The following is a 14,475-nucleotide window of genomic DNA, read 5'->3' on the forward strand; positions in this document are numbered from 1 at the left end:
TAGCCACAACTATTGATCTCAATGAAAGCCACTGTTTGCATAACTTTTTCAAGACAATTGCGAGATATCTTGGAAAGAGTTAGAGCAAAAAGACAATAAATGCGTATTTTCTGAAAAAATAATAGGAATATTGCGAAAAAAGAAGATTATTTGATATTTAGTTGCGAGGTTAATCGAAATTATTATTTGGGGCTGACGTGCTAAAAAAGCACGCCAGCAGAGGAGATGTGGGGGTTAGTGTAGAATTTTAGCGAGGAAATCTTTTGCTCGCGCTGATTTTGGATTATCAAAAAAGTCATTTTTAGGTCTATCTTCCACAATTCGACCTTCATCCATAAAAATAATACGGTCAGCAACTTTTTTAGCAAAACCCATTTCATGGGTCACTACCATCATTGTCATACCTTCATTTGCAAGCTCTACCATTACATCAAGTACTTCATTAATCATTTCAGGATCAAGTGCTGATGTAGGTTCATCAAATAACATTGCAATAGGATCCATGCATAATGCGCGAGCGATGGCGACACGTTGTTGTTGGCCACCAGAAAGCTGAGCTGGATATTTGTTAGCATGGCTTGCTAATCCTACTCGCTCTAATAGCTTTAATCCTTTCTCTTTTGCGGCACCTTTCTCTCTATTAAGCACTTTAACTTGTGCCAGTGTAAGATTTTCAATAATAGAGAGGTGAGGGAAGAGTTCAAAATGTTGGAAAACCATACCCACTTTTGCTCGTAATTTAGCAAGATCAGTATGCTTGTCATTTACTTTGATTTCATTAACAAAGATCTCGCCTTGTTGTATCGGCTCTAAGCCATTCACTGTTTTGATCAGTGTTGATTTACCTGATCCAGAAGGTCCACAGACAACAACAACTTCCCCCTTTTTAACTTCAGTGGAACATTCAGTCAGTACTTGAAACTGACCATACCATTTGGATACGTCTTTTAGGGAAATCATCTAGGTAGTCCTTTTTTTAAGAAAGTTTACTAACATCGAAGCAGCGAAGCTAATGACAAAATAAACAAAACCAGCAAAGAGGATCATTTCAACTTGTGTACCATCTCGTTCTCCAATATTTGCCGCTGTTCTGAAAAAGTCAGTAAGACTTAAAACGTAAACCAAGGATGTATCTTGGAATAATACAATTCCTTGAGTCAGTAAAAGCGGGATCATGGCTCGAAAGGCTTGAGGTAGGATCACTAAACGCATGGTTTGTGATTTGGTCATACCTAACGCGAGTGAGGCTGAAAATTGTCCTTTGCTAACACTTTGAATACCTGCTCTTATAATTTCAGAGTAATAGGCCGCTTCAAATAAAGAGAACGCTATCATTGCTGAAATTAAACGGATATCACTTTTAGGTGAAAGTCCTAGAACATTTTGTAATATGTTAGGCACAATTAAATAAAACCACAGCAATACCATGACTAATGGGATAGAACGGAAGGTATTAACGTAAGCGGCTGCAAACCAGCTAATAGGCTTAAAGGTAGATAGGCGCATAACGGCAAGCACCGTTCCCCATAAAATACCGACCACAATAGCAGTGATAGTGATTTTTAGTGTGATAGCCATTCCATCGACTAAAAATGGTAGGCTTGGAACAACAGAACTCCAGTCAAATTCGTACATTATTGACCTCCTGTTGTGCCGGGTAAGCGAACGCGTTTTTCAAGCCAATGCATTATTAGCATAATGATGACATTGATAAATACATAGGCCAGAGTGATTGCTGTGAATGACTCATACGCTTTCGCGGAATAGTCGAGGAGTTTATTTGCTTGTGCCGCCATATCAATAAGTCCGATAGTAGAGGCAATCGCTGAGTTTTTCACGAGATTGAGCATTTCGGATGTCATTGGTGGAATAATGACTCGGTATGCATTGGGTAATAAAACATAACGATAAGTTTGAGGTAAAGTTAAGCCCAATGCTAAACCTGCGGCTTTTTGTCCGCGGGGTAATGAGTTTATTGCGGCTCTAACTTGTTCACACATACGCGCGGCGGTAAATAAACCTAAGCAGAGTGCTGATGAAACAAAAAATTGCACATTGGGCGCTAAGTCCATTTTAAACCAGTCGCCAATAGATTGAGGCAAGAGTTCAGGAATAACTAAATACCACGTAAAGAATTGAACAATAAGTGGTACGTTACGAAATAACTCAACATAAACAGTGCCTAAGCTTGAAAGCCAGCGATTAGGTACTGTGCGTAAAATTCCGAATAAAGAACCGACAAGAAAGGCAATAATCCAAGCGCATAAAGATAAGGCAATGGTGACTTGAAAGCCAGAAATCAGCCATCCTAAGTATGTGGTGTTTCCGAAAGGGGCTTCTTGGAAGAATATCCCCCAATCCCAATCAATCGACATGATTTCACCTCCGGTGAAAAAAGAGGGGCAGGGAACGGCTGCCCCAAACTTCACTGATCTGTCTGTCCAACAGATACTTTATAATTATTTATTTTGCATCAATTATTTATGTATTTTTAATTCAATGCCTTATCATTTGGTGATGCAAATAATGCTTTCATTTCATCAGAGATGGTGAATTCTAAGTTAAGATTTTTAGGTGGGATCGGTGCATTAAACCAGCGATTGAACGATTTTTCTGCTTCACCCGATTTTTGTGCTTGAGCGATAGTTTCATCAATTAGTGCTTTGAATTGAGCATCATCTTTACGCAACATACAACCATAAGCTTCTTCAGATTGCGGGGTTCCTACAATTTCCCACTCACCTGGTTTTTTCGCTTTAGCACGCTCACCAGCCAGTAATGCGTCATCCATCATAAAGGCAACAGCACGACCTGATTCAAGTGTACGGAATGAGTCTCCATGATCTTTTGCGCTGATAATGCGCATATTCATCTTTTTCTCATCATTTAATTTGTTGAGTAACATTTCAGACGTTGTTCCTGATGTTACGACAACGTTTTTACCTGACAAGTCAGCAAAATCTTTAATTCCACTGTCTTTTTTCGCCAGTAAACGTGTACCTACGATGAAAATAGTATTAGAGAAACCAGCTTGTTGCTGACGAGCTTCATTGTTGGTTGTTGAGCCACACTCAAAATCAAATGTGCCATTTTGTAATAATGGAATACGATTCTGAGACGTAATAGGAATGAGGCGAACTTGTAAGTTTGGTTTGCCTATTTTGTCTTTTACAGCCTGCACAATTAGGTTGGAATAGTCTTGCGAATAGCCAACGACTTTCTGTTGATTATCATAGTAAGAGAAAGGAACAGAGGATTCTCTGTGCCCAACAATAATAATATCGTTGTCATTGATTTTCTTTAAGGTTCCAGTGAGTTCTTCTGCCTGTACTGCTCCTGCCGCCCCTAAGATCATTAATGATAATGCTAGTTTACGCATGCGCATAATAACTCCTGTCGTGGTGATAAGTGATATTGGTGTTTTGCTTTGTGTTGCTTTTTTGTTTTAATTTGTTTTGATAATGTTAATAGATAGAACAAATAACATACTGTTGGGAAGTGCAATTTGTGAAATACGAGAGGTATCTCCCAATAAAAGAATGAAATCAAATGTAGTTGATTATTTTTTTGGAAGTTGTTTTCAATATTTAAAATTATTGTAGTAGAAACCTTATAGAAATAAAGGTTAAAGATGAAAATTTGAGATGATGCGAAAAATAAACTAAGTAGGGATTTGTAAAGTTTGTCTTAAGGAGTTGTTTGTCTGTGGATTACCGTTAAGATAGCGAGTCATATTGATGAGGAACATCTATGAGTAATTGGCGGTCAGGTCGCTGGCTAGTGGTGATAACAGTTTTGCTGATCTTGTGTTGCATTGTTCAGCGTTCATTAGGTGCCCACATCATTAGTGAGCGCTTAGCAACAGCTGTTGCTCAAACACAATACCCACTATCAACACCAATTGCTGATGAGAATAGCGTAACAGAGCACACTTTTTCATTGTCTACCTGTGAATTAAGCGCCAAATCATTATTATCTGTTCCTCCATTAACAATAGAGCCATTTTTCCATTCATGGGTTGTATTACTATTGTTAAGCATGGCTGCTATCTATGTATCGCGTCAGCGTAATCAGAAAAAACACTATCATCCACCTCCACCAATCAGACTTCACCTTCATTATTGTATTTTGAGGGATTAGAAATTTCCTTTTAGCTAAAAGATTGCTCGTCTATTTTGGACGTGGCTCTATGTGTAGCGTTGTAGGAATTTTTAGGGAGTTGTTATGTTTCGTTCTTTTGTTATGGCGTTGATATTAACGCTATTTACTTTATCTACTTCTCAAGCAGCAGATACAGGCTGGTTAACCACGCCTGATAATTCTCATGCACAAGTTAGGGCGACAGCACAAAAGTTCCCAACAGGTGATGTGAAAGTTTTACTTGAAGTACAGCTTGAGTCTGGATGGAAAACGTATTGGCGTTCTCCAGGAGAAGGTGGTGTTGCCCCTGAAATTAATTGGTCGCAAGATGTAAGTGCAATGATTTGGCATTGGCCTTCGCCTTCAGCTTTTGATGTAGCAGGTATTCACACGCAAGGTTATGATAAACAAGTTATTTTCCCCATTGAGTTATCTCCTGTTCACGCTGATCGTTTAACAGGGGTTTTAACTTTATCAACATGTAGTAATGTCTGCATTCTGACTGACTACACTTTAGATTTAGATCTTACCGAACCTGTGCCTGCTGATTTTGAATGGCAATATAATCAGGCAATGGCCAAAATTCCTGTTGGAACGGGATTAATATCATCAGTTTCTTCTGGTTATAACAATAGCCAACTCACTATCTCTTTACAAAAAGAGCAAGGTGCTTGGGTTAAACCTAATATTTATCTCGATCCTCCTGAAGGTATGCTTTACGGTATTCCAAAATTAAAGCATCAAGATAAAAACTTATTTGTCACGGTTGATGTGACAGATGATTGGGGGGATGCTGCTGGTAATATCTCAGGTAAGGTACTTTCTTTTGTTATTACTGACCAAGATTTCTCTCGCCAAGTTAATGACATAATAGGGCATGGAAAAGAGGAGACTGCTCCATCTTCTAATTCAGGTATTGGGCTTTGGGGTATTCTTGCTTTTGCACTATTGGGCGGCTTAATTCTGAATTTAATGCCCTGCGTATTACCCGTACTTGCGATGAAAATGGGATCAATTTTACATCTCGAAAATCGTGATAAAGGCGTTATTCGCAAGCAATTTTCTGTTTCTGTTTTAGGTATTTTAGTCTCATTTTGGGCGCTAGCTCTGTTTATGACAGGCTTACGTTATAGCCAAGAAGCTTTAGGTTGGGGGATCCAATTCCAAAGTCCTTGGTTTATTGGCTTTATGGTATTAGTTACCGCTATTTTTACCGCAAATCTATTCGGATTATTTGAACTGCGTTTAAGTAGCAATATGAATACTAAAATGGCAACAGCGGGTGGACAAGGATATAGCCGACACTTTTGGGAAGGTGCATTTGCAACCTTACTCGCGACACCTTGCTCAGCACCGTTTTTAGGAACCGCAGTCGCTTATGCACTTATAGCGCCTCTAAATAAACTATGGCTTATTTTTACTGCCCTAGGAATTGGAATGAGTTTGCCTTGGATCTTAGTGGCAATCTTTCCATCTATCGCCAAAGTACTACCAAAACCAGGTAAATGGATGAATCGCCTAAGAGTTGTTTTGGGCTTTATGATGCTGTTGTCGAGTATTTGGCTAATAACGCTCTTGATCCCTCACTTAGGAATGCCAATAGTTGCAGGTATTTTTGTTATTATTGGGCTGTTGTTATTGTTTGCTATCGCAAAACATTATGGCAAAAAAGTATTATTGATTTCTACCGTGGTAGCCTTCCTTTTAGGGGGAAGCACCTATCTATTTGTGGAGCAACCAGCAAGCCAAACACTTGCGGGTCAAGATACGATAAATTGGCAACCTTTATCAGAAGAAGCGATACACCAAGCATTAGCAGAAAATAAACGCGTATTTGTTGATGTAACAGCAGATTGGTGTGTAACCTGCAAAGCAAACAAATACAATGTATTATTGCGAGAAGAGATCCAAACTGCACTTTCTGCGCCAGATATTGTTGCATTAAGAGGGGATTGGACTAAACCCTCCGATAAGATCACTCAATTTTTAAAACAACGTGGTCAAGTTGCAGTACCTTTTAACCAAGTTTATGGACCTTGCCATAAAGATGGCGTGGTTTTACCTCCTATTTTAAATAAAGATTCAACATTGACAGTTCTTTCTGAGGCTAAAGGAGCCCAATAATGAAAAAAACACTTTCTGCACTGGTTATCTCTTCGTTACTTTTTGGTGCAAATGTACAAGCAGCAGCGTTAAGTGCGGATCAGGAAAAAGAAGTTCGCGCGCTGGTTCGTGATACGTTAATTAAAAATCCAGAAATTTTGGAAGAAGCTATCACAGCATTACAAGCGCAAAAAGCAGATGAGCAACAAGCTCAATTCCGTACTGCATTAAAAGCAGAGCATGACGCATTATATAACGATGCAGCAAGCCCTCGTATTGGTGCCAAAGACGCTAAGTTAGTGTTGGTTTCTTTTACTGATTATAACTGTCCTTATTGCAAACGCTTCGACCCATTATTAGAACAAATCACAAAAGATTATCCTGAAGTTGCCGTGGTTATTAAACCACTGCCATTTAAAGGTGAAAGTTCTGCAAAAGCCTCTCAAGCTGTGCTTTCAGTTTGGAAAGAAGATCCGAAAGCATTCTTAGCATTACACCAACGTTTAATGCAAAAGAAAACAATGCTCGATAACGCAAGTATTGATGATGCAATGAAAACAACCAATACAAGCAAAGTGAAATTAACCGATGAAAGCCTAAAAGTGTTACAAAACAACTTAGATCTTTCTCGTAAGTTAGGTATTCAAGGTACACCTGCAACGGTTGTTGGCGATATGGTTATCCCTGGTGCTGTTGATTACGCTCAGCTAGAAGTGATTGTTAAAGAACAACTGGCTAAAGTGAAAAAATAATGCGTAGTCGCTTACGAAAGTGGAGTAAAGAACTGATTGTTCTGATTGTCATTTTCGTTTTAGCTTCTTTTGCAATGGATTGGTGGCGTCAACCTACGCCACCAGCCTTAACGAATTTGCCTGAGCTATATACTGTTGATAATAAAGTTGTTTCTTTAGCTGAATTGAGTGCTGAAAAGCCTTTGTTAATCTATTTTTGGGCAACTTGGTGTGGAGTTTGTAAACTCACAACTCCCTCAGTAAATTCGTTAGCACTAGATGGCTATAACGTGACATCTGTTGCGATCCGTTCTGGTGATAACGCAAAGTTAGAACGCGGTATTCAGTCTAAAGGATTGGTCTTTCCTGTAATAAATGATAGCCGAGGAGAGATTTCTCAGCAGTGGGAAATTAGTGCAACACCTTCATTTGTTATTGTTTATAAAGGGGAAATGGTAGGCTTTACGAGCGGTTGGTCATCTTCGTGGGGATTAAAACTACGTTTATGGTGGGCTGGCCTTTGAACGGTATACAAGCAATCATTTTAAGCTTTAATCGATTAAAAATAACGGAATTCATTATTATATTGAATTCCGTTATTTTATTTTGCTTTACTCAACTCGCCGTTTAATAAAGGCGATGATAAAAAATAATCCAACCATTATCCACAATGGTGTATTACCCCACTTGTAATAAGGGGTTAACCCAGTTGTTGGTGTGATTTTTTCTGCTAAAGCACCTTCTTCAAACTGAGGAAGTTGAGAAATAACATCACCATTGGCTGCAATAAAGGCGGTAATACCGTTATTCGTTGAGCGTAATAATGGTCTTCCTAACTCTAAAGAGCGCATTCTTGCCATTTGAAAATGTTGCCAAGGGCCGATTGAATTACCAAACCACGCATCATTAGAAATCGTTAATAAGAATCGTGTATCGGGTTTAAAATTAGCGCGGACTTGTTCACCTAAAATAATTTCGTAACAAATAGCTGCGGTTATTTTGGCATCATTGACAGTGAGCTGAGGCTGTACATATTCACCTTGGCTTAATGATGACATCGGTAAATTAAAGAAAGGCGCAAGTGGGCGTAATAGCGATTCTAATGGTACATATTCACCAAAAGGAACAAGGTGATGTTTGTTATAGCGATCTGTTGCTGGGTATTGATAAGCATAGTGTTCACCTAATGTGATGACACTATTGTAGAAACGATAACCTTCTAATGTCGGTCGAGCATCAATAATTCCCGTCATTAAATGGGTATCTTGCTCTCTTAATTGCTTATCTAATTCTGCTAAAAAACCTTGCTGTTGAATTTCAACATCAGGGATCGCAGATTCAGGCCAAATAATGAGATTTGCATTACCAATAAAAGGGCGACTTAAGGTGAGATAGGTTTTTAATGTGCTCTCTAATGTACCTGGTTCCCATTTTAAAGATTGTGCAATATTACCTTGGACTAATGCAATTTCTTGCGTTTCATCAGGCAAAGGTTGATACCACTGATAGGACTTAAAGCTGATAGGTAATACTAATAAAAGCAGTGCAACCACGACGCTATAAATCGATTTGCGATAGAGTGCAAACGCAATTAATCCACTGATAATGGTTAGGAGTAGCGTTATCATGGTAACACCAAAAATAGGTGCAATACCTTTTAATGGGCCATCAATCTGGCTATAACCAAACTGCAACCAAGGGAAACCTGATAACACCCAACCTCTTAAGAATTCAGTGATTTGCCATAATGCAGGAGCTGCAAATACAAACCGCCAGAGCGTTGGTTTTGGAAAAAACTTATTCAGTAATCCTGCAAATAATAGCGTGTAGAGTGATAAATAGAGTGCTAATAAAATCACTAAAAAGATATTTATCGCAAACGGCATACCACCAAAATCAGCGATACTGACGTAAACCCAATTTACGCCACTACCAAATAACCCAAATCCCCAAGCAAAACCAAGGAATGCGCCTTGGCGAGTTGTGCGGTGAGTGATTATCAGTAATAAGCCAAGTAGTGAAATTAACGCAGCAGGCCAAAAATCAAATGGCGAAAATGCCAATGTGCCAATGGCACCGAAAAAAACCGCCAGAAGGGCGCGAACCCACTGGCGGTTTAAGAAAGAGATCTTATTCATTGATATCCTATGCATCATTACCTAGTTCAGGGATTGGCGCATCATCGGGGATATGCACATAAACCTGAATGATCTTACGGCTATCTGCCATAACAACTTTAAATTGGTAATTATCAATGGTAATAGTTTCACCACGAGCAGGAAGGTGACCAAAGGCTTGCATGACTAAACCGCCAATCGTATCAACTTCTTCATCGCTGAAATGCGTACCGAACGCTTCATTGAAATCTTCTATCTGGGTTAAAGCTCGAACTGAGTAAGCGTGACGACTTAATGGACGAATATCAATATCATCCTCATCATCATACTCATCTTCAATTTCGCCTACGATAAGTTCAAGAATATCCTCAATTGTGACGAGTCCAGATACGCCTCCAAATTCATCGATCACAATCGCCATATGATAGCGTTGAGAGCGGAACTCTTTTAATAGGCGATCAACCCGTTTGCTTTCGGGCACAACAACAGCAGAGCGTAAGACTTTATCCATACTAAATGGCTCTGCGTCGGTACGCATAAATGGCAGCAGATCTTTTGCCATTAATAAGCCTTCAATATGATCTTTGTCCTCGCTAATGACTGGGAAACGAGAATGTGCTGAATCAATAATCACATCTAAACACTCATCAAGGGTTTGATTGCGTTTTAGTGTGACAATTTGCGAGCGAGGGATCATTATGTCCCGAACGCGTTGTTCAGCAATATCCATTACCCCTTCAAGCATGTCGCGGGTGTCGGGATCAATTAATTCTTTCTGTTCAGAATCGCGGATAAGCTCCATCAGATCATCACGGTTTTTAGGTTCACCGTGGAACCACTGATTAAGCAGTGTGAGAAACCCTTTCTTAGGACCAGGGTTATCGTTACTCGAAGATTGGTCGTCGCTCATGGCGTTTTAACTATTTTTCCTCATTGAATGGTTAATTAGATATAGTATTTATCATAAAAATAAGAGAACTGTTACTCTTTTTCAATCAAATAGGGATCTGCATAACCTAAATTTTGTAAGATTTCTGTCTCTAAACCTTCCATTTCTTCGGCTTCATCATCTTCAATATGATCATAGCCTAAAAGATGGAGACATCCATGAATAACCATGTGTGCCCAGTGTTCTTCAACAGTCTTACTCTGCTCAACCGCCTCTTTTTCTACCACTTGGCGGCAAATAATCAAATCACCTAATAACGGCAATTCAATTTCAGGCGGAGCCTCAAAGGGAAAAGAAAGCACGTTAGTCGGTTTGTCTTTTCCACGATAAGTGAGGTTCAGTTCGTGACTTTCTGCCTCATCAACAATACGAATAGTCACTTCACTTACAGGTTGAAATTGCGGTAATACCGCTTCTAACCATGTCATAAATTGGGCTTCAGTAGGAAGCCCTTGCGCATTTTCACTTGCTACTTGTAAATCAAGGATAACTTCACTCATGATTTTCTCTCTGAAGCTTCTCTTTTTCTGCTTTGATAGCTTGGCGGCGTTTTTGATCTTCCGTTTCCCAAGCTTCATAGGCAATAACAATTTTGGCAACCACGGGATGGCGAACAACGTCTTCACTATGGAAAAAGTTAAAACTTAAGTCATTAACATCAGATAAAACTTCAATGGCATGACGTAAGCCTGATTTATTGCCTCTTGGCAGGTCAATTTGGGTAATATCCCCAGTGATAACCGCTTTAGAGTTAAAGCCAATACGTGTTAAGAACATTTTCATCTGTTCGATGGTCGTGTTTTGGCTTTCATCAAGAATAATAAAGGCGTCATTTAATGTGCGTCCACGCATATAGGCGAGGGGGGCGACTTCAATGACATTACGCTCTATTAGTTTCTCAACTTTTTCAAAACCTAACATCTCAAATAACGCATCATAAAGTGGTCGTAAATAGGGATCGACTTTTTGACTTAAATCGCCCGGTAAAAAGCCCAGTTTTTCACCCGCTTCAACCGCAGGACGCGTTAATAAAATACGACGCACTTCTTGGCGTTCAAGAGCATCAACAGCAGCAGCAACAGCCAGATAAGTTTTCCCTGTACCAGCAGGCCCAATACCAAAAGTAATATCATGAGTCTGGATATTGGCAATATATTGTGCCTGATTCGGTGTACGAGGTTTTATCACACCTCGCTTAGTTCGAATATTGGTTGATTTCCCAAATTCAGGAACATGCTCATCACTTTGCTCAAGCACACGACTTTCTTTGATCGCAAGGTGAATTTGTTCAGGGTCGATATCGGAGATCACGCCTTTAATTGGCGAGGTTTCCACATACAGGCGACGTAAAATTCCTGCGGCTGCATTGACACACAATGATTTTCCCGTGAGTTTAAAACGGTTATCACGATGATTAATCTCGATACCTAAACGGCGCTCAAGTTGCTTAATATTATCGTCAAATGGACCACATAGGCTCATTAAACGGGCATTGTCAGCTGGCTCTAAGAAGATTTCTTGGGTCGCTACCTGTGCATGTGCTATTACTGTCACTGATTATCCTTTTGTTCAATCTGATCAATTAAGGTTGGTAAACACCTACCCCTAATTCATCTTCTTTACGTGTACGTGCAATGACGGATTCTGGAGATTCGTGAATACGTAAATCCATTTGGTCTTCCGTTCTAATGACTTTACCACGTAGTGAGTTGGCATAAACGTCAACAATCTCAACATCAACGAACTTACCAATCATATCTGGTGTACCTTCAAAGTTAACCACACGGTTATTCTCAGTACGACCAGAAAGCTCCATCACATTTTTACGTGAAGGTCCTTCAACTAGAATACGCTGTACCGTATTTAACATTGCACGGCTAAAGTTCATTGCTTGTTGATTGATGCGCTGTTGTAGCAGATATAAACGTTGTTTCTTCTCATCTTCACTGACATCATCAGGTAAATCAGCCGCTGGGGTGCCTGGACGTGCTGAATAGATGAAACTAAAGCTCATATCGAAATTAACATCCGCAATTAATTGCATGGTTTTTTCAAAGTCGTCTTGGGTTTCACCCGGGAAACCAATGATAAAGTCTGAACTTATCAGAATATCAGGACGTGCTTTGCGTAGTTTGCGAATGATGCTCTTATATTCAAGTGCAGTATGGTTACGCTTCATTAATGTTAGAATGCGGTCAGAACCACTTTGCACTGGCAAGTGTAAATAGCTGACTAATTCTGGAGTATCTTCATAAACCGCAACAATATCGTCAGTAAATTCGATAGGGTGGCTGGTAGTAAAGCGAATGCGGTCAATGCCGTCAATTGCGGCGACTAAGCGAATTAATTCAGCAAAGCTACAGATTTGACCATCAAAAGTAGCGCCTCGGTAGGCGTTAACGTTTTGACCTAACAAGTTTACTTCGCGCACACCTTGTGCCGCTAATTGAGCAATTTCAAATAGCACATCATCACAAGGGCGGCTAACTTCTTCACCGCGAGTGTAAGGAACTACGCAGAAAGAGCAGTATTTGTTACAGCCTTCCATGATGGAGACGAAAGCAGAAGGACCTTCAGCGCGAGGCTCTGGTAAACGGTCAAATTTTTCGATTTCAGGGAAGCTAATATCGACAACAGGGCTTTTAGTCCCTTTAACCTGATTAATCATTTCAGGTAAACGGTGTAAAGTTTGTGGTCCGAAGATAATATCGACACACTGCGCACGTTGACGGATGTATTCACCTTCTTGAGAAGCAACACAACCGCCGACGCCAATGATAATATCGGGTTTATTATCTTTAAAATATTTCCAACGTCCTAACTGATGAAAGACTTTTTCTTGTGCTTTCTCACGGATAGAACAGGTATTTAGCAGTAGAATGTCCGCGTCTTCGGCGACATCGGTTAACTGATAACCGTGGGTGCTTTCGAGTAGGTCTGCCATTTTGGATGAATCGTACTCATTCATCTGACAGCCCCAAGTTTTAATGTACAGTTTTTTTATCGTCGACATTGTGTAAATCCGGTATTTTCAGTGAGACAATAGCTAATCATTGGAAAACGTTGCGTGTAATAAGCCAATAAGGCGGTTATTGTAGTCATTTGTGTGGTCAGTGACTAGAGCAAGTCGGCGCTAATTCTCTATGGCGTTTAGTTTAATCGAAATAAACTGAAACAGCGCTTACCTATTATTTAAAGTAATGAGTTATGGCATAACAATGATGAGTAATGTAAAAAACGATTTTGATGCAATCATCGCTGGTGGAGGGATGATTGGCGCTGCTGTTGCAATTGGGCTGGCGCAAGAAGGATTGCGTGTTGCAATGATTGAACGGCAGTCTCCAGCACCTTTTGATGCGTCATCTCATCCTGATATCCGTATTTCTGCGATTAGTTGCGCGTCTGTTAGTCTATTAAAACAATTAGGTGCATGGCAACATGTTTTAGCGATGCGTTCTGCGCCTTATCTTACCTTAGAAACATGGGAAGAAGAAAATGCCCATGTGGTTTTTGATGCTAAAAGCTTAGGTTTACCTGAATTAGGCTATATGGTTGAAAACCGAATTTTGCAATTAGCCCTTTGGCAAGAGGCTGAACGTTATAGCAATATCACTTTATTATGTCCAAATAGTCTAAGTAAAATGACGTATTTAGATGATAAATGGAAAGTAACACTTTCTGATGGCAGTGAGGTGAGTACAAATTTAGTGGTAGGTGCGGATGGTGCAAACTCTCAAGTGCGCCAATTTGCGGGTATTGGTAGCAATGGCTGGCAATATCGTCAATCTTGTATGCTGATCACGGTGAAAACAGAGTTACCTCCTGAAAAGGGTACATGGCAACGTTTTTACCCTTCAGGGCCTCGCGCTTATTTGCCGCTTTTTGATAATTGGGCGTGTTTGGTTTGGTATGACTCACCTGACAGAATTAGAAAACTGCAAAATATGTCAATGACGCAGTTAGAAAAAGAAATTCAACATGCTTTTCCTGAGCGATTAGGTAAAGCGACACCTATTGCAGCAGGTTCATTCCCATTAACGCGTCAGCATGCAAGTCGTTATGTTGATAAAGGTATTATTTTGTTGGGAGATGCGGCTCACACCATCAATCCTTTAGCGGGACAGGGCGTTAATTTAGGTTACCGTGATGTGGATTGTTTCTTAGATTTAGTCGCTGATGCCAAAAAACATTTTGAGCCTTGGGATTCAATGGCGTTATTGAAGAAATATCAGCGCCGTCGTATGCCTGATAATTTAGTCATGCAAGCGGGCATGGACGTATTTTATCACACCTTTAGCCACCAATTACCGGGTTTAAAAGTTGTTAGAAATATCGGTCTTTTAGCTGCTCAGCATGCAGGAAAAGCGAAAGAAGCAGCATTACGTTATGCGTTAGGTATTAAGTAATTAGAAATGCGATGATCTGCGTTGAATAT

14 protein-coding genes are annotated in these 14,475 nt (G+C 39.9%); 5 read left to right on the forward strand and 9 right to left on the reverse strand.

Annotation, left to right across the window (positions count from 1 at the left end):
* Positions 1-234: 234 nt before the first annotated feature.
* From ACNART_RS06280 to ACNART_RS06295, 4 genes are all read right to left on the reverse strand, one after another.
* A complete protein-coding gene (locus tag ACNART_RS06280) occupies positions 235-960 on the reverse strand; it encodes an amino acid ABC transporter ATP-binding protein (protein ID WP_109374086.1) in 726 nt (241 codons plus the stop codon).
* Complete coding sequence (gene gltK, locus ACNART_RS06285) at positions 961-1,635, reverse strand: glutamate/aspartate ABC transporter permease GltK (protein ID WP_006537724.1); 675 nt, start codon at positions 1,633-1,635, stop codon at positions 961-963.
* The gene (locus ACNART_RS06290) at positions 1,635-2,375 is read right to left on the reverse strand and encodes an amino acid ABC transporter permease (protein ID WP_099075884.1); all 741 of its coding nucleotides are present in this window, start codon (positions 2,373-2,375) and stop codon (positions 1,635-1,637) included. The genes gltK and ACNART_RS06290 overlap by 1 nt, the downstream gene beginning before the upstream one ends.
* A 116-nt stretch (positions 2,376-2,491) precedes the next feature.
* Positions 2,492-3,385, reverse strand: coding sequence for an amino acid ABC transporter substrate-binding protein (locus ACNART_RS06295; protein WP_109374089.1), 894 nt, complete (start codon positions 3,383-3,385; stop codon positions 2,492-2,494).
* Positions 3,386-3,750: 365 nt separating this feature from the next.
* Between ACNART_RS06295 and ACNART_RS06300 the strand changes: the two genes are divergently transcribed.
* From ACNART_RS06300 to ACNART_RS06315, 4 genes are all read left to right on the forward strand, one after another.
* Positions 3,751-4,140 (forward strand): metal resistance protein, encoded by a 390-nt coding sequence (locus tag ACNART_RS06300; protein WP_198620392.1) that lies wholly within the window; start codon positions 3,751-3,753, stop codon positions 4,138-4,140.
* A gap of 84 nt (positions 4,141-4,224) precedes the next feature.
* A complete protein-coding gene (locus ACNART_RS06305; RefSeq protein WP_416303476.1) occupies positions 4,225-6,264 on the forward strand; it encodes a protein-disulfide reductase DsbD family protein in 2,040 nt (679 codons plus the stop codon).
* Complete coding sequence (locus tag ACNART_RS06310) at positions 6,264-6,995, forward strand: DsbA family protein (protein WP_151434551.1); 732 nt, start codon at positions 6,264-6,266, stop codon at positions 6,993-6,995. Before ACNART_RS06305 ends, ACNART_RS06310 begins: the two co-directional genes overlap by 1 nt.
* On the forward strand, positions 6,995-7,498 hold the full coding sequence (locus ACNART_RS06315; protein ID WP_198626109.1) for a protein disulfide oxidoreductase: 504 nt from the start codon (positions 6,995-6,997) through the stop codon (positions 7,496-7,498). The genes ACNART_RS06310 and ACNART_RS06315 overlap by 1 nt, the downstream gene beginning before the upstream one ends.
* Before the next feature lie 87 nt (positions 7,499-7,585).
* Here the strand turns inward: ACNART_RS06315 and lnt are convergent, their stop codons facing one another.
* The 5 genes from lnt to miaB form a co-directional block, all read right to left on the reverse strand.
* On the reverse strand, positions 7,586-9,112 hold the full coding sequence (gene lnt / locus ACNART_RS06320; RefSeq protein ID WP_198620396.1) for an apolipoprotein N-acyltransferase: 1,527 nt from the start codon (positions 9,110-9,112) through the stop codon (positions 7,586-7,588).
* Between the two features lie 7 nt (positions 9,113-9,119).
* Positions 9,120-10,001, reverse strand: a complete 882-nt coding sequence (gene corC, locus ACNART_RS06325) for a CNNM family magnesium/cobalt transport protein CorC (protein ID WP_023581153.1) — start codon at positions 9,999-10,001, stop codon at positions 9,120-9,122.
* A 71-nt stretch (positions 10,002-10,072) separates the two neighbouring features.
* Positions 10,073-10,540, reverse strand: coding sequence for an rRNA maturation RNase YbeY (gene ybeY / locus ACNART_RS06330; protein WP_151434555.1), 468 nt, complete (start codon positions 10,538-10,540; stop codon positions 10,073-10,075).
* Entirely contained in the window at positions 10,533-11,594 is a 1,062-nt protein-coding gene (locus tag ACNART_RS06335; protein WP_368927213.1) for a PhoH family protein, read from the reverse strand. Before ACNART_RS06335 ends, ybeY begins: the two co-directional genes overlap by 8 nt.
* Before the next feature lie 28 nt (positions 11,595-11,622).
* The gene (gene miaB, locus ACNART_RS06340; RefSeq protein WP_198620398.1) at positions 11,623-13,053 is read right to left on the reverse strand and encodes a tRNA (N6-isopentenyl adenosine(37)-C2)-methylthiotransferase MiaB; all 1,431 of its coding nucleotides are present in this window, start codon (positions 13,051-13,053) and stop codon (positions 11,623-11,625) included.
* Between the two features lie 205 nt (positions 13,054-13,258).
* On the opposite strand from miaB, the gene ubiF reads away from it, so the two are divergent.
* Positions 13,259-14,446 (forward strand): 3-demethoxyubiquinol 3-hydroxylase, encoded by a 1,188-nt coding sequence (ubiF, locus tag ACNART_RS06345; protein WP_349443412.1) that lies wholly within the window; start codon positions 13,259-13,261, stop codon positions 14,444-14,446.
* Positions 14,447-14,475 lie beyond the last annotated feature (29 nt).

This window comes from Proteus sp. LHD240705 (genome assembly GCF_047921555.1).
Classification (GTDB): Bacteria; Pseudomonadota; Gammaproteobacteria; order Enterobacterales; family Enterobacteriaceae; genus Proteus.